At 33.3% G+C, this 16,226-nt stretch carries 14 protein-coding genes and 2 pseudogenes; 13 read left to right on the top strand and 3 right to left on the bottom strand.

Going from position 1 to position 16,226, the window contains the following annotated elements:
- Positions 1–326: 326 nt before the first annotated feature.
- A pseudogene (locus tag V192_RS22010) lies at positions 327–554 on the bottom strand (transposase); the annotation flags it as partial.
- 23 nt (positions 555–577) lie between these two features.
- Here V192_RS22010 and V192_RS21165 point away from each other — a divergent pair.
- The 3 genes and pseudogenes from V192_RS21165 to V192_RS0106295 form a co-directional block, all read left to right on the top strand.
- A pseudogene (locus V192_RS21165) lies at positions 578–760 on the top strand (VOC family protein); the annotation flags it as partial.
- A 112-nt stretch (positions 761–872) separates the two neighbouring features.
- Complete coding sequence (locus V192_RS0106300; RefSeq protein ID WP_025870078.1) at positions 873–1,367, top strand: YehS family protein; 495 nt, start codon at positions 873–875, stop codon at positions 1,365–1,367.
- A gap of 89 nt (positions 1,368–1,456) precedes the next feature.
- A complete protein-coding gene (locus V192_RS0106295; protein WP_025870076.1) occupies positions 1,457–2,374 on the top strand; it encodes a helix-turn-helix transcriptional regulator in 918 nt (305 codons plus the stop codon).
- Positions 2,375–2,568: 194 nt separating this feature from the next.
- Here the strand turns inward: V192_RS0106295 and V192_RS21510 are convergent, their stop codons facing one another.
- A complete protein-coding gene (locus tag V192_RS21510; protein ID WP_158001093.1) occupies positions 2,569–2,706 on the bottom strand; it encodes a hypothetical protein in 138 nt (45 codons plus the stop codon).
- 626 nt (positions 2,707–3,332) lie between these two features.
- On the opposite strand from V192_RS21510, the gene V192_RS0106290 reads away from it, so the two are divergent.
- The gene (locus V192_RS0106290; protein WP_025870073.1) at positions 3,333–4,811 is read left to right on the top strand and encodes a helix-turn-helix domain-containing protein; all 1,479 of its coding nucleotides are present in this window, start codon (positions 3,333–3,335) and stop codon (positions 4,809–4,811) included.
- A gap of 42 nt (positions 4,812–4,853) precedes the next feature.
- On the opposite strand, the gene V192_RS0106285 is transcribed toward V192_RS0106290, so the two are convergent.
- Entirely contained in the window at positions 4,854–6,344 is a 1,491-nt protein-coding gene (locus V192_RS0106285) for a helix-turn-helix domain-containing protein (RefSeq protein WP_025870071.1), read from the bottom strand.
- 255 nt (positions 6,345–6,599) lie between these two features.
- Here V192_RS0106285 and V192_RS0106280 point away from each other — a divergent pair, with 255 nt between their 5' ends.
- The 9 genes from V192_RS0106280 to lepB (V192_RS19490) all read left to right on the top strand — a co-directional run bounded on the left by V192_RS0106280 (position 6,600) and on the right by lepB (V192_RS19490) (position 16,221).
- Positions 6,600–7,289 carry a DNA-binding response regulator gene (locus V192_RS0106280; RefSeq protein ID WP_025870069.1) on the top strand — a complete coding sequence of 230 codons (690 nt, stop codon included), beginning with the start codon at positions 6,600–6,602 and terminating at the stop codon, positions 7,287–7,289.
- Between the two features lie 591 nt (positions 7,290–7,880).
- The gene (locus V192_RS0106275) at positions 7,881–11,042 is read left to right on the top strand and encodes a MucBP domain-containing protein (RefSeq protein ID WP_025870066.1); all 3,162 of its coding nucleotides are present in this window, start codon (positions 7,881–7,883) and stop codon (positions 11,040–11,042) included.
- A gap of 23 nt (positions 11,043–11,065) precedes the next feature.
- Entirely contained in the window at positions 11,066–11,413 is a 348-nt protein-coding gene (locus V192_RS0106270) for an LPXTG cell wall anchor domain-containing protein (RefSeq protein WP_025870064.1), read from the top strand.
- 4 nt (positions 11,414–11,417) lie between these two features.
- The gene (locus V192_RS0106265; protein ID WP_025870061.1) at positions 11,418–12,230 is read left to right on the top strand and encodes a WxL domain-containing protein; all 813 of its coding nucleotides are present in this window, start codon (positions 11,418–11,420) and stop codon (positions 12,228–12,230) included.
- Positions 12,231–12,259: 29 nt separating this feature from the next.
- Positions 12,260–13,039 carry a WxL domain-containing protein gene (locus V192_RS0106260; RefSeq protein ID WP_025870058.1) on the top strand — a complete coding sequence of 260 codons (780 nt, stop codon included), beginning with the start codon at positions 12,260–12,262 and terminating at the stop codon, positions 13,037–13,039.
- Between the two features lie 96 nt (positions 13,040–13,135).
- Positions 13,136–14,203 (top strand): WxLIP family cell surface protein, encoded by a 1,068-nt coding sequence (locus V192_RS0106255; protein ID WP_025870055.1) that lies wholly within the window; start codon positions 13,136–13,138, stop codon positions 14,201–14,203.
- Between the two features lie 54 nt (positions 14,204–14,257).
- Entirely contained in the window at positions 14,258–14,923 is a 666-nt protein-coding gene (locus V192_RS0106250) for a hypothetical protein (protein WP_025870052.1), read from the top strand.
- A 21-nt stretch (positions 14,924–14,944) separates the two neighbouring features.
- A complete protein-coding gene (lepB, locus tag V192_RS0106245) occupies positions 14,945–15,667 on the top strand; it encodes a signal peptidase I (protein WP_025870050.1) in 723 nt (240 codons plus the stop codon).
- Positions 15,668–15,684: 17 nt separating this feature from the next.
- On the top strand, positions 15,685–16,221 hold the full coding sequence (lepB, locus tag V192_RS19490; RefSeq protein ID WP_025870048.1) for a signal peptidase I: 537 nt from the start codon (positions 15,685–15,687) through the stop codon (positions 16,219–16,221).
- The last annotated feature ends 5 nt before the right edge of the window (positions 16,222–16,226 follow it).

Here is a 16,226-nt window from a genome sequence, read left to right as displayed (position 1 = left end):
TGTCTAATTAAGTGCAACACTCTAAAAAGACTCATTTTAATATATGCTATAATAAAATAAAACTCATCTAGGAGGCCTTCTCAATGAAAAAAGAAATATGGTATAAATATCTGTATGCAGCAATATCTATTCTAACTATTGCTTTCATAATTAGATTGGGTGTAGATATAGCTAAGCAAACTAAAATTACTTGGATTTTTATTTTGGATAGAGCCATAGACTATTTGATTCCAATAATCTTATTATTTATTTTTTCTAAATTTTGTAGGAGTAAATATAACATCAAATAAAAATAGCTCAACTGGAAATACTTTCTTGTATAAAATTTAAATTAGGCATAAAGTTTTATCATAAAATACTTCATAAGGTGTTATCCAGTTTAAACATTTTCTCGGTCTGCTGTTCAGTTTATGAATCACAGATTCAATATACTCTTTCGAAACAGGCGTCATATCAGTACGTTTCGGTAAGTACTCACGTATCAATTCATTTGTATTTTCATTCGTTCTGCGCTGTCATGGAGACCATGGATCTGCAAAATAACAATCAATGCCGCTAAATTATACATTCTAGTATTCATTTTGCTTTTAGTGCTACATCCAAAGAAGCTGTAGAAGCGTTCTATAATGCCGCAATAAAAGCTGGTGGAACTGATAATGGTAAACCTGGAAACAGGCCAGATTATGGTAAGCATTACTATGTAGCGTTTATTCTTGATCCAGATGGCTATAACATTGAAGCCGTATATCATGGGGATTAGTACAGTTAAACGTTATCATTCATTTCTTTTGATAAATCACAACAAATTGATGCATTCTCTGAAAGAAAGCTTTATACTAAAGTAATAATGATACGTTTTCTGGAGGAAAAAGATGAATAATAACGATATATTGATTCGCTTGCGCTATGCATTAGATATTAAAGATACAGACATGATAAAGATTTTTAAATTAGGGGATCTAGAAATCACAAGAGAAGAGTTACGAGCATTATTAACGAAACAAAATGAAGAAGATGAACTTCCACGCGATGCGGTTTGTGATAATCGGACATTAGAGGCTTTCTTAAATGGCTTGATCACTTTTAAAAGAGGAAAACCACCTGTAAAAAATGGTGTAGCACCTAAACCGACATTTTTGATCACTAGCCAAAGTAATGTCAATAATGTATTGCTTAAGAAAGTAAAAATAGCTTTAACACTGACAAGTGATGACATGCTAGATGTCTTACGACTTGCAGGTGTTTATGCTTCGGATAGTGAACTAAGCGCTATTTTAAGAAAAGAAGGTCACCGAAACTATAAAGAATGTGGTGACCGATATGCGAGAAATTTCCTAAAAGGTTTAGCCATCAAGTATCGGGAATAAGCAATCAAAAAGCTGAAAAATAACGATCAGGATGAAACTAGGGCGATAGACACTAGTTTTATCTTTTTTCGGATTAAAGAGGAGAATACATGAAGAAAATCGAACGAATACTGGCGATCATCGTTTTGCTTCTAGAAAATGAAATCGTTTCAACAGCACAATTAGCACAACGATTTGAAGTGACTAAAAGAACAATTTTTAGAGATATCGAAACGATTGAATTAGCTGGTTTTCCAATTGTTTCTCATTCAGGTCGTAATGGCGGTTTTTCTCTAGTAGATTCTTTTAAATTGCGAACATATACCTATAGTGGAAAAGAGAAGCAGGATATCCTAAATGCTTTGAATGTTAAAGAAGGGTTATTTGGAATTTCTGATCAACAAAACACCATTAAAGAAAAGATTACCCAGATGCAAGAAAAAACAAATCAAGCGGAGAATCCAAAAAGCCACTTTTCCTTTGAATCACCAACGATGCATCGCCCGGAAATTGAAGCGGAAACTAAAAGAAAAATCAATAACATCAACATGGCGCTAAAAAAAAATCGAAAGCTAACAATTGATTATGTAGACAACAAAGGTGATCATACTCAAAGAACGATTCGTCCTTATGAACTGATGTTAATGAACGGTAGCTGGTATATCTATTCTTACTGCGAAGAACGAGAAGCATTTAGGTATTTCAAAGTCACTCGAATTCGCCAACTTACGATTCAGAAAATACCATTCGAACCTGTTGCGTATTCTAATAGAAGACTCATTGAAAGAGATGGAGAGATCATTCAATTACGTTTTAAAAAAGAAGATTTAGGGAAATTATATGATTATTATACGGAAGATGAGATCGAAGTAAAGGCAGATCATGTTGATGTAAGCATTTATGCCAACCAGCAAAAAACGATTTTACCATTTTTATTGATGTTTGGTAATGGTGCTAAAGTGATAGCACCTGTTGAATTACAAGAACTGCATAAGCAAGAAATAGTTAAATTAAGTAAAACCTATTAAAGCTGGTTTAAATAAGTGAATTAAATAAAAATCAAACCTTAGTATTGTTCGTTTTTATCTCAAACAATGCTAAGTTTTTTTTTGTATACATATAAGTAACTGATTGCTCCTTAACAGTGAATAGCCTAGTGTTATTTTCGGGTATTCCTTCCACATAAATGATGATTTCTTCGTTGCTCTTTAGCCTGTTCGGTTTATGCATCTCCTCGAGGAATCATCATCATTTTCAATAAATCGGTCGATTCAGCATAAACGATAGATGAGCAAAGGGGTATGTTAACAAAGATAGTTAGAACGAGCGCTCCCAATAAGTGTGGTATTTTAATTTTCAAGTAAATAGTTCTCCTTATCATCGGTTAGAAGCTGATCCTTACAACGAATGCTACAATGTATTTTTTAGCAAAAATATATTGTATAGTTTTTGGAAAAAAGTTCTTTCAAATAAGTTTCTACAGGGAGGAAAAAAAGAAAAATAGAATAAAAGAGAGATTTAAGAAGCGAAATAAGAATGAGACGTAGTAAATCTTGGTTATTATATTTTGAAAAATTATTTATTTAGTAAAACTCTGCCTGAATAGTAAAAATAGAAAGTACGGCTTAGTCGTTCTATATAATGATAATATAACTTTTTTTTGAAAAAAGAGAATAAAATAGAAAGTATGAACACTTTGGAGAATAAAAAAAAGATAGTTTAAAAATACCGATATTGCTGATTTTGTGTTTGTTTATATCAAAAAAATATTAGTTTAAAGAGATATACATTCTTTTTTGTCAAAAAAAAGGACATAACAAAGTAAGTATAAAGAAAAAAATATTATATTATTAGTAAATGCTATTTCAAAAATTTCTTGCAAGGAGGAAGAAAAGGAAAAAAAGAAAAATGAGAAACAGTTATGATAATAACGATGTCGAAATATTGGAAAAAGAAATCAAAATGATAAAAAGAAGGTGAATAAATGTGCGTATTTTTTTGGACGATGTTTATGATAGACGTATGAGCGTTTTAAGTTATGTTGATAATCAAAGAAAGGAAGTGAGTTTAGCAGAGATAGGCAAAGCGACAAAGCTTTCTAAAAAGACCGTTTCGATGATTATTAAACAGTTTGAACAAGAATTAGATGTCTCAAAAGAGCAATTTGAAGTTTATTACACCAATCAGACTATACAAGGTGTGTATGCAAATAATATAGATATAGTAAGTATTAGTAACAAGCATTTAAAACATTCTATTTTGTATAAAATGATCAAACATCTTTTTTTGATGGACAGAATCGATGCAATCACTTTTTGTGATATAGAATTTATTAGTCCAGCAACATTTTCTCGTCATCGAAGAAGACTTCAGAAAATATTAAATCGATGTGAATTAAGTTTAACACGAACCAATGAGATAGAGGGTGATGAATTAAGGATCAGGAATTTCTTTTTTCTATTTTTTTCAAATGCTTTAAATAGCTGGACGTTTGATAAGCATAGTTATCTAGAAATAGAGAATTATTTAAGTGACCATATACCAGAGTGGGACAACCTAGACAGTATTAAAAAAGAAAAACTATGTTTATTGCTCTATATTTGTAATATTCGCATTAGTTATAAAAAAAATATAGAGAAAAGCATTCTATCTAAATTGTCGGAACAATTTCATGATGGTTTTTACACTAACTTATTCTTTGACTACTTTCATTTACATAAGAATAGAACAGAACAGCAGTCTTGGGATGAAACAAGTGCCGTATTATTTTTGATTTATAAAGAACGTTTATCCCATGAAGAGTCATTTGAAATTGAAGAATATCCCAAATTTTTCAATGAAACGAATTTTGAATTTATAAAGTACAGTAATCTATTAACGAATCAAATAATAGCGACTTTTTTTCAAGGAGCAACGACGCCAGCAATCTATTGGGAGATAAGAAAAGAAATAGATATGATGCACTTACTTTTTGAAACTAGTTTTATTGACCCGAGAATGTTTTATTATATTTACGATGAAAATAGCTTCTATTATGCAGACGCAGCTGAACAAAAGATCCAGTTGGGTGTTCAAAATCTTATGCATAAGCTGATTGAAGAGACAGAATATGGTCTTTTTTTTAAAATAATTAAAAAATCTATCAACCAAGAAACGTTGATAGATTACATCTATTTAGTGGTGTATACGATTTTGACAAAATTCCTACAAATGGAATTTCCGAAAGTTAAAATTTTAATTCGAAATTCTAAAATATTCGTAGAGCCTATTTTACGTCAAAAAATCAGTCTGATTTTTAGTGACAAGGTAGAATTTGTAGAAAGTCAAAATGCAGCTCCGGATATTATTGTGACGGATATTCAGTTGCAAAAAGTGGAGTCAGAAGCGAAAGTAATATTTATTTCATCTTTTTCAAACAGCTTTGATTTTTCTCTGTTGCTAGAAGAAATAGAGGAAAAATTCTAATGTTTTACTATGAAAGAAAGGGAACGATGAGTAACAAAGAGGTCACGACTCCTTTAATTGGGGGTTATGAAGAGCGTAAATTTTGCCACTAACAAATAGAATCAATGCTTTCCATGACTCAGGATCATGAGAATGTTCAAAATGAAAGCTACGTGAATTGTTTTGTTCAGATTCAAAGGAATCAGAAATAATGATATCTGCTTCTTCCGCATTAAAAGTAAACCCTAATGTTGAATCGCCAAAAATAATCAACAAGTTATTTTTGACAAAGTCAAAGATAAAGTTATTAGGTGAATGCTGAATAAAGATCAGTAACTTTGCCTCTTTTTCAGCACTTTTCAAAATTGAATGAAAAAACTTAGCCATTAAAGCGATAAAGCCAGACTTCATATATTTTTTCAGCAAAGGTTCGCTAACCAGCGACTCTATTACAAATGTTCGATAAGAATCTTCGTTTGGAGAAAACCATTTTGCTTTAGACTCAACAGAATCATTTACTAAAAAACGTCTAAAATCTACGCCAATGTAGCGAATATATAATAAGTTTATGATCAATAAATAATAATTTTTTAGATAGTTATCGCTTGTGAGTCTTACATTATAGGTCATTAATAATTTATTCAAAATCTTGGTGGTTAAAAGTGCGATTGGAAGTTCAGAATTAATGAAATGTTGCGCAATATTCTTTTTTTCTTCATCAGAATCAATATTAGCGACAAGGAATCTGGATAAAAAACCAAAGAAATAAGCTTCACTTTTCACGTCGACAGAAGCTAAATCGACATTATCTGATTCTGAAAACAAAAAAGTAGGCGATTCTTGCTCGAAAAAACGAAGGTACATCATAAAGTCTTTGGAAAGGGATAAACTTTCCTTTCTATAGAAAATTCGCCAAAAAGTTACGTTTTGGAAATATCGGATTCTATTTTTTTGTGAGAAAGATAGTCTGACATCGTTTATAACTAGGGGCAATGTCTGATAAGCGTTCGGTGTTTTTTCAAAAGGCCATTCTAATCCTTTAAAAATGATCCAAAACAGAATAAAACCTAAGACACGAATATTTTTTTCTTCCCCAATTATATTGGTTTGATAAAGCGTGGGTGCAAAAGAAATCTTTAAATTAAAAGGAGCTAACAAGCTTTTCACCTGTTTTAAGGTTGAATAAACGTGAGACGGACTTAAAGATAAATCTTGGGCTAAAGACTCGACGGAAACATAGTGTCTTCTTAAAAGAGCAGCCAGAATCGAGAATTTCTGCGAATGCTTAATGTAATAGAGTCTCATTGAATCAATCACATAACTAAACGTTAAAGAATCAGCTAATTCGATCGTGTAGTTAAGTTTTCTTTTTCGTATTTTTACTTGTTGGTGTTGAAACACATTGTTCAGGTCATCTTCGAGTTTTTGTTTATAGCGGTAAAAAGTCTTACTAGAAATAGTAAATTTTTTCATCATGTCCTTAGTAGTTGCACCATTTTGAGCGTAAAGAAGTTCTTTTAATAATTCAAAGCGAAGGGATTCATTTTTTTTCATAAAAAGAGATTCCATCTAGCAACACTCCTCATACTAGTCATCTTATTGCTTAAATACATAGATATAATAGCATAAACTCTATTAGGAAGCTTGTAGAGACGATTAAAGAATCGAATAAAATTTCAATTGTTTCTTCCCCCTCTACCTGCATTGAAAACAATATAAAACAAAATGATTTATCATAATAAATATATAAAAATGAAATAAAAAAAGTAGAGACCGTCTAATCGTTTTAAGAAGGAGAGAATAGTCAAAATGCATAACATAGGAATACTTTATCTAAAAGAACCGACAGATAATGTAATTAGCCATGAAATTTTGAGTCCAAAATATAACATAATTGAACTAACTGAGAGCAGTAAGCCAAGCAATGAATTACATGCAGTCATTATTAGAGAAGAAGAGATATCCGATTTAAGTACTATTTGTGACCTAATATTGAAGATAAGAAAGCAATCTCAGTGTTATATATGGATATCCACAGCAACTGAAAATTCATTAGGGAAATTAGTTTATTTACAGTTAGGCGCAGATCAAGTGTTTGAAGCAAATAGAGAAGAGAAAGAGATCAGCTTTATCATAGACAATGCCTTATGCAGAATCGGGCTGGAAAATAAAGTGAGTCAATCTATTGAAGAGGCTTCTGCGAACAAGAATATGTTTCAATTGAATTCTAGTAATATCAGTGTTGTTATCGATGGTGGAAGCGAAGTTGTTTTGACGAAACTTGAATATAAAATCGCCGAGCTACTATTAAAGACTCCAAATACAGCTGTCGATTATGAAACGATTTATCAAAAAATCTGGAATGATGACTCAGTAGAAAACAAACGTTACCGTGTGGCCAACGTTGTTTACCATTTAAGAAGAAAAGTCGAAACGAACATTAAAAAGCCTAAGTACATTAAGACGGTTCGGTCTAGAGGATATATGTTGAATATATAGACGTATAAGTCCTGGTTTCGATTATCTTAGAGTTACATCACTTTTGTTTCTACATTACTCGAGCAAAGAAAAGAAAACTAAACTGGTGATGTTTTATCATCAGTTCCTACATAGTAGTTTACAAGCAGTGTGATTTTACAAAACCGGAAGAGATATTTCAAACAGTTCCACCCTTGAGGGAGACGTTGAAAGATAGGAGAGGGCGAATAAGATATCATTATATTTATAGTTTTAACTATTTATTTATAAAAAATATGTTTTATATTGATTCGCTTTCTTTTTTTGTCGATTAACTTAAAACGATTTCTCTCAAGATAATGAAACTCAAAGGAATCTCTATGGATTAGAAAGCTTTCTAAATAGCAATTTATTTCGCTTATTTCTCTAAGCTCTGAAAAAGATGAAAGAACGAAAAAAAGAAATAACATATAATTATGCATGTAAATAAATGGGATGACATTATTTAATTTTCTTCTTTTTAATTAGTTATAAAATAATTAAAAGTTGAAATAATAAAATATAATTCATTTTTTCCATGGGATAAGTTAGGTGGAAACAAAATGAATTATGGAAAAGGAAGGAGGAATAAAGATGAAAAGGAAAGTTCTTGGTGGTAGTTTTATAACACTTCTTGCCTTAGTGAGTTGGGGATTATTTTCAAGTGAAGGGGTTATCAAAGCAAATGAATCGCCAGTGAAAGAAACTGCGATAGCTAAAAAAGATTCTGAACAGAAAATAGAACAAGAATCTCCTCTAAAACCAGATTCGAGAGCTGCTTGGGGTAATAAACCAAGTGCACCACTCGCTACTTTTGGACCAACACACCCAGATTTGTATAAATCTATGGCGCCAGGTGTGGCTGAAAGTTTTCCTAATATGTATTCTTTTCAACCAAAAATGACTTCTTTAACAGAGTTATATAGAAAATATCCGGGAAAAGCTCAAGCTCTTATCAAACCTGGATCTTGGCCACCGCTTGATAGCCTTAAGCAAACAGACGTTGGTTACTATTTACTCGGTACCCATATGGGAATCAAGAATGGTCGTTGGATCGATCTAAAATTAGAATATGTGGACACAGGTCCTGTAAAATCTACAACTGAAAAAATTTCGGTAGGAGTATCAAGAACTGTGCCGGCAGGTGGTGGGACAATTCATCTAGCGTTTGCTGTAGCTAGTTCAACGAATACTGAACCTATTTTTAGGATGAGTTTTCTTGATCATGAGACTGGAGAGCCAGTCAAAATGGATTCAGGGCATGTGACCTTTAATGATATTGATTATAACGAATGGATGAAAGTAACACCTAATGGTGGTCAGTTTGACTATATTGCAGCGAGAAGTGACAATGGAATTTTGACGGACACTGCCAATTTCACTTCGGGACAAGTAACGATGATTTCACCAGAGAATACAAATGTGGCTGACGATGATTTTAAACGTTTTTTCACAATAGGATATAGCAACGTGGATTCTCTGGATATCCAGTATTATACAGATGGGACAGGGATCAATATATCGCAAGTAGAGGTGCCAGAAGCAATGTTTGAATTAGAAGCACCCAACCTTATTGCAGATGTGGACGAAAACTTAGAGGATGAAGTGATTACAACATCACTGATTCAACCAATACCCTATCGATCATCACTAGGAAACTTATTATCTCTTGCATTTGAAGGGACTATTGATGATAGTTTGACATTTAGCGATTCAGATATTCAGATTTATAATCGAGATGATCAGAATATCTCTACAAGTTTTATCACAACAAAGGATTCTAAGAATCCACAAAAATTTACAGTCGTAGCTAAGCCAGAGTATACAGCTACATTAGTTGATAAAACGGAACAGTTGCGTGTGGATGTTAAAACAACACTTAATAAAACGAGTAATGCATACAAGAAATATCAGAACAACGCAACTGGACAATTAACGATTCCTTTCCAGATGAAGCTAAAATACAGCAATGCTAGCGGAGTTGATTCCGGTGTAATAAAAGAAGTGTCCTCGAACATTGCTTTTGGGCATATAAATTTGAAGAAAGCCACTATACAGTACAAAAATGAAGCTGGAAAAAACTTACAAGCTTCGCAAACTAAATTAGGATTTTTTGGGGATAAAATCAACTTTAGTGCGCCAAATATCGAAGGATATAATCTGAAAATACCTCAATCAGTAGATCGGGAAGTGATTTTGTCAAATACAGAACAGAATGAAGAGTATGTGTATGAGAAAATAGAACCTGAGGTAACTCTTGAACAATCAGTAGACAAAGCCAAAGCTCAACCTGGTGAAAAGTTACATTATAAAATTAATGTTGGATCAGTTCAAGAAGTCGCAAAAGATTTGGGTTCAAGAATAATATCCATTGAATATTTTAGCGATCAGGGGCAAAAAATCAGTACAGATAGTATTCATGAATGGAAAAACGGAACAAGTTATGATTTCAGCGAGATACCAGCTATTGAAGGTTTTGATAACTCTGGCGTAATAGTCTCTTCAAATGCAGCAGGAACAGTTGCTGGTGAGGATATTGTAATTAAATTAAGTGGCTTTAAAGCGACAACGGACAATCTAGTTCAAAAGAAAGTTCGCTATGTTGATGAGAATGATCAATCGATCTCAGTTGATGAAGTCTATCTTGGCAGAGATAAGTATCTTCCAAATTACTCAGTGAAAGCAAAAGCAATACCAGGCTATGTGCTAAGTGATGGAACAGAAAGCTATCCTGTGATGTTCAATACAACCTCACCAGCTGAATACGTATTTAAGTATCATTCAACTAGAAACTATCATTCGCTAAATATTACGGAGTTACTAGATACAAAACTAGAAAATCCAATGGGCTTCACTTGGAAAACAAAAGATGATGTAGAGATTCCTAAAGCTTCTATTACTTATGATGAAGTAAATCGTAAAATAACTGCAACTCCACCAACAGAGGGAATTGCTTTTAACCACGAATCAACGATTGAGTTTGACGCAACAGTAGCCGCTACAGCATCAGCATATGATGTTATTTCACAAACTGCTCGTTTTAAAGCAGGTTATCTTGCTGATGGTCTAGTGGATATTTCTACGACACCTGCAACAGATACGGTGGTAACCCTTGACTCACAAGTTATTGTAAAATTTGTTGATGACAGTACTGTACCACTAGAGATAGCGGATCAAATAACTTTTACACAAGAGATTGGTACAAGTATTGATGTGTCGAAAGAAGAATCAGTAAAGGCAGTTATCAATAAACTGAAGAAAAAATACGAGCAAATTCTACCTACTCCTGGTCTTGTTGAATTTAAACCAGAGGTAACGACTGTAGAGTTTAAATTTAAAGGTCTGTTAACCTATATTTCTTCACCAGAATCATTTGATTTTGGGTTGAAAATTTCTTCTTATAAAAAAATACGTGTAGATAATCCTAAAATAATTGGATTGCCGCTCGTTGTTTCTGACACTAGAACAAATTCTCCAGGCTGGTCACTAAAAGTGAAACTCACAGAAGAATTGTTAAATGAAGATGGGAAGACCATACTCAAAAATGCTGTTCGCTACAAAAATGGTAAATCAGAAGAAATTTTGAATAATCAAGCATTAGCGATCGTTCAGAAGCAAACTCCAGGAGAATATGATGTTAGTAAAGATTGGAGTGCAGAAGGTGAGGGACTTAAAGTGGAAATTGCACCTGGTGCAGTGAATGCTTTAGGAAAGTACCACGGTGAAATTCTGTTTGAGCTAGGTGAGACGCCATGATGAGAAGGAAGGATGATAAAAAGATGAAACGAAAACGTTATAGTAAGGTTATCTTTTCCTTAATTGTCATAAGTGCTTTTTTATGGAGCGGATCTACTATTGTGTTAGCTGAAAGTGTTCAAACGAATGGAGATATTGTCATTCGTGAGAATCTAACAGAACCATCAACCGAGCCGACGACTGAACCGACAAAACCAATCGCTTCTTCGGAACCACCTGTAGCAAAAAAGCCGACAGGACGTTTACCTTCAACGGGTGAATTAGTGACGATGAGTGTCTCAATCAGCGGTATTCTTTTGGTTATAGGAATATTTTTATACAGAATGTTCAATAAAAAGAAATCAACGAATACACAAGGGAAGGAGCAATAAAACAGTGAAAAAGAAGTTAAGAATGAATGTTGTTTTATCAATGCTCCTATTAAATAGTTCCCTTGGAGTGCTATCTGGAAATACGGTCTATGCTGAAGAGGTTTCTCCAGGTATGGAGGTTGGTTTTTCTGGTCGAGAGGATGAGGGGGATGGGATTAAGGATCCTGAAAATCCTGATGTAACGGTGAATCCTAAAGAAAAGAGTGCAGTTTCAAAAGAAAGACTACGCATTGATTTTGCACCGCAATTATCATTCAGTAGTGGAGAAGTAACGGATAAAGATAGTGAGTATACCGTTAAAGCCCAGATGTTGGAAGATGAAAAAATTGCAGCACGAGGGAACTTCATTCAGGTATCGGATTATCGATCCAATCCAACTGGATGGTTATTACAACTGCGCCAAGAAAAGCAATTTACCAATACAGCTAAAGCTGAAATCACTTTAGAGGGAGCCGTGCTTTCCTTTGATAATTCTTGGACAAATTCAAAGAAAAGTGCAGAATATTCTCCACATGTTTCCAAAGAAATTATTCGTTTAACGAATGTTGGCGAAACATACAACATAGCAGAAGCGGCGATTGGTGAAGGTGGCGGTACGTGGTCGATTGTATTCGGAGCGTCTGACCAAAATAAAAATGAAAAAGATCCTACTCTTGTACCAATGGTGGATGATAATGGGAAACCTGTTATGGATTCATCTCTTGGCAAGCAAATATATACAAATAATGCAGTAAAATTGTCTATCCCGGGGGCAACTAAAAAAGAACCAGGAACTTACACTACGGTGCTAACTTGGATTATTTCCGAGCTACCATAAATAAAAAATATTTTTAGGAGGAAACACAAATGAAATTAACACACAAATTATGTGGAGCAGCTTTACTAGCAGCTTTAGGAGTATCAATTGCTTTACCATCAGTAACGAAAGCGGATGTAGCTGATGGTAAATTACCACCAGCAGGAATGGACATCCAATTTACAAAAAATACTGGACCTGGAGATACTACTATTACTACAACAAATCCAGAGGGTAGTGATGTAGTAATTACATCAGGACTAGTAACAACAGATGCAGGAACTTTTGGAATGAGAGCTGGTACACCATTAAACTTTGGTAAAGCTAATTCTTCAGCTTCAGGTTCTGGCCGTCACTTCTTTGCACAAAACTTTATTGGAAATGCTGGCGCAAAAGATGAAATTGTAACTGAAAACTTCGTTGATTTTATTGATGATCGTTCAACAGCAGACCACAAATATGTAATCACTGCTGAAATTACAAAACAACTTTCTACAACATTTGAAGGTGCTGAAAGACCTCTTACAGGTGCAGAACTAAACTATCTAAATGGTAGTATTCAATCTCAAACAGATCCAACAAATGCATTAGCTCCAACGGCTGCTGTATCTACAAATCCTGTTACATTTGGCGAACCAACAGACATTCTTGTGAATGATGATGCGGCTAAAGGTCGTGGAATTTACCGTATGTCATTTGGTAAAAAAGGTGCTGGCGATGTAACTGACTCTGAAAAATCAGTTAAATTGAACATTCAAGATAATTCAGAATTGTTTGAAGATACAGCTTATAAAGGTGAAGTTACTTGGAAAATGGCTGTTTTACCATAAGCAACTTAACTTGCGAACACATTTTAAAATAATTGAAATCAAAGATAAGAGTAGCAGTACTCTTATCTTTGTTCTTGATGAAAGGTAGAGAAAAAAATGAAAAAGGTTAAACATATTATTTTTAGTACACTTATCTTATACATACTGGGTATGACTGCCTATGCTCAAGTCACATATGCAAATGAAGACACAGGGAATTTTAACTATAAAGTGATTAGACCTGAAAACCAGAATGGATATGCAAATTATTTTGATTTGAACATGAATCCAAATCAAAACCAAACTGTACAAATTGAACTTACAAATATTACAGATAAGGATCTTGAAATAGGAATCTCATTGAATGGAGCAAAAACAAATTCAAATGGTGTACTAGAATTTGGACCATCTAAATTAGAAAAGGATGCTTCGTTGAAATATGATTTTAAGGACATTGTAAAAGGACCTGAAAAAGTAAACATTCCACCAAAAGGTACGGTTCCGTTAAATTTAGATATTGCGATGCCTGCTGAAAGCTATGATGGTATTATCACAGGTGGTATTCAGATGCAAGTAATTCCGTCAGAAGAGACAAAGAAAAAAGAAGAAAAAGAGCAGCAAATCGTTAACCGTTACGCTTTTGTTGTAGGGGTAGTATTGCGAGAAACAGATACACCTGTGCAACCAGAGGTTAAATTTAATAAGTTTTATGCAGGTTTAACCAATTATCGTAATGCTGTGTATGCAAATTTCTCAAACGTTGAATCAGAGTTTCTAAATGATATGAGTATTGACTTTCAAGTAACCAAAAAAGGTTCTGATGAAGTGTTATATGATACAACAAAAACCGATATGCGTATGGCGCCTAATTCAATGATAAGTTTCCCAGTAGAAATGAATGGGGAAAGAATGGAAGTGGGCGACTACACAGGTCATATTTTAGTAAAAAGCAAAGATAGAAAATGGGAATGGTCGGATGACTTTACCATTACACAAAAAGAAGCAGATAAGTACAATGCTCAAGATGTTACCTTGGTTCAAGAACGCGGAGTCGATTGGAAATTGATTGCTTTGATTGTTGGAGTTGTCGTTATTATTGCAATTATTGTTTTTGTAATAATTCGAGTTGTGAAAAAGAAACAAAAGCAGAAAAAGCAGAAAAAGAAGAAGAAAAAAAAGAAATAACGTAAATCTTAGAGGTAAAATAATGATTTCAGTAATTAAAGGAGGAGCAGTGCAGTGAGCATTTTAGATTGGGCATTTATTGCATTACTATCGTGTGCCATCCTCTTTTTCATTTTCAGCCTATTATCCTTAGTTCTCGCAATTCAAACAAGAAAAAAATATACAACTTTAAAAAGAAAAAAAGTGAAAGATAAACGCAAACGAAAAAAGCTAAAAAAATTAATCAGTCGAACACAAAAAGCGATGAGAAAGAATTTTCGAAGAGCTGCAGTTCTATTTTTATCAGTACTTATTATGGCAGGAGCAGCGTCTTATTCAAGGTATTATCAACAGACGACCTTAGAAAAAGAGGACGCTAATGCTATTGTTCAAAGCTATTTTTTAATAGATGAAGTAGATAAACAATTAACAGGTGCTGAAAATGGGGCAAGCGCAGAGTCAATTGAAGAAAGAATCAAAGAAGTAAGTTCTCTTTTAGTAACATATGGAAATAAAAAAGCATATGCTGGATTGGCTGTTGACCGTCAAAAAACATTGAATAGATATTATACTAAAATCAGAGAATTAGGTGCCAATCTTAGTAATATCGATAAAGAAAAAGTATCGAATATAGAATATATCCAAACGTACCAAAAGACCATTAAACAATTGCAGACAACACAAAAAGCAATATTCAAATTGTTTGCTGTAAATGAATCTGCATTAAAACAGAAAAAATAGTAGTTTTCCAGAGGTGATGATATGACCCGGAAAAATAAAAATATTAAAGCTAGAGTAAAACCATCAAATTCTTCGATGAAAGTAAAAGCTATAAATAATAGCAGTCAAAAGCAGGTTAATAAAAAAAGGCGTAAAAAAAAACGACAATTGCCAAATAAGAAAAAGCGATTAGTTCGAAAAAAGAAAAAATTTCAAAAAAAATTAAAACAATTTTTTCAAGAGCTAGGGTTAACGATTTTGATTACCTTCTTTTTATTGATAATAATAAAGCAGCTAACATTTTCTTTGACAAAAATAGAAGGGTATTCCATGTTAAACACTTTAATGGATAATGATTGTGTATTTGTAAATAAATTGAGTAAGGTGAAACGTTTTGACCTGGTTTATTATCGTGATTCAAAAAGTAATGAGATGGCGGTTAGAAGAGTTATAGGGCTTCCGAGAGAGCAGTTTTACTATAGGCAAGATCAATTATTTGTAGAAGATAAGAATGTTCCTGAGCGTTTTTTAGCCGAGATAATGAAGACTAGCCGTAATAACCAAAAGAATAGTACTTTTACTAAGGATTTTGAATTACAAGAAGTAACTGGAGATCAACGAGTTCCAGAAGGAAAATATTTTGTATTAGGTGATAATCGACCTTATGCTTCAGATAGCCGAGACTTAGGTTATATAGATGAAAAAGATATTGTCGGAGTAGTAAAAATGAGAGTGATGCCTTTCCACCAAATACAATCTTTTTAGATACGAGGAAATGAAAAATGACCAAACAAAGGAAGTTGAAAAAAATTTTTTCTATAGTAAGTAAAAAAAATACTATATTTTTGATTTTAATTTTAATCTGTGTGCTATTTCTAGTCTTATTTAGGACTCATTTAGTGAATGGTATATCAATGTTTCCCACATTAGAAGAGGGAGATAAGATTATTGTGAAGAAAGGAAAAATACCAACAAGAGGGGATATTATTACGCTTAAGCCAGAAGATAATCCGCAAGAATCTTATGTGAAACGAGTAGTAGGGATGCCAGGAGATGCTTTAGCATTGGAGGGAAACTCTTTACGCGTCAGTTATTTGGAGAATGGGCATAAAAAGCGTGAGGAAATAACCGTGACAGATGGTGTAGCTATGATTTTAGAGAAACAACACAAAATTCCAAAGGACAAATACTTTGTATTAGGAGATAACAGAAGTCACTCCAACGATAGTCGTAGTTTGGGGCTGATAAATCGAACTCAGATTGAAGGGGTTGTTGGTTGGAGATATTACCCGTTCAATAGAATAGGTCATATAAAATAGTATTT

It is taken from the genome of Enterococcus crotali (assembly GCF_000633635.1).
GTDB lineage: Bacteria > Bacillota > Bacilli > Lactobacillales > Enterococcaceae > Enterococcus_L > Enterococcus_L crotali.
The sequence above is the reverse complement of the archived record's forward strand: the minus strand, read 5'-3'. Positions and strand labels throughout refer to the sequence as shown.

Excerpts from the sequence above, each read along its gene's own strand:
- V192_RS0106260 (WP_025870058.1), top strand. The coding sequence starts at position 12,260 with ATGAAATTAACACACAAATTATGTGGAGCAGCTTTACTAGCAGCTTTA.
- V192_RS0106295 (WP_025870076.1), top strand. The coding sequence starts at position 1,457 with ATGAAGAAAATCGAACGAATACTGGCGATCATCGTTTTGCTTCTAGAA.
- V192_RS0106285 (WP_025870071.1), bottom strand. The coding sequence starts at position 6,344 with ATGAAAAAAAATGAATCCCTTCGCTTTGAATTATTAAAAGAACTTCTT.
- V192_RS0106280 (WP_025870069.1), top strand. The coding sequence starts at position 6,600 with ATGCATAACATAGGAATACTTTATCTAAAAGAACCGACAGATAATGTA.
- V192_RS0106275 (WP_025870066.1), top strand. The coding sequence starts at position 7,881 with ATGAAAAGGAAAGTTCTTGGTGGTAGTTTTATAACACTTCTTGCCTTA.
- V192_RS0106255 (WP_025870055.1), top strand. The coding sequence starts at position 13,136 with ATGAAAAAGGTTAAACATATTATTTTTAGTACACTTATCTTATACATA.
- lepB (WP_025870050.1), top strand. The coding sequence starts at position 14,945 with ATGACCCGGAAAAATAAAAATATTAAAGCTAGAGTAAAACCATCAAAT.
- V192_RS0106300 (WP_025870078.1), top strand. The coding sequence starts at position 873 with ATGAATAATAACGATATATTGATTCGCTTGCGCTATGCATTAGATATT.
- lepB (WP_025870048.1), top strand. The coding sequence starts at position 15,685 with ATGACCAAACAAAGGAAGTTGAAAAAAATTTTTTCTATAGTAAGTAAA.
- V192_RS0106270 (WP_025870064.1), top strand. The coding sequence starts at position 11,066 with ATGAAACGAAAACGTTATAGTAAGGTTATCTTTTCCTTAATTGTCATA.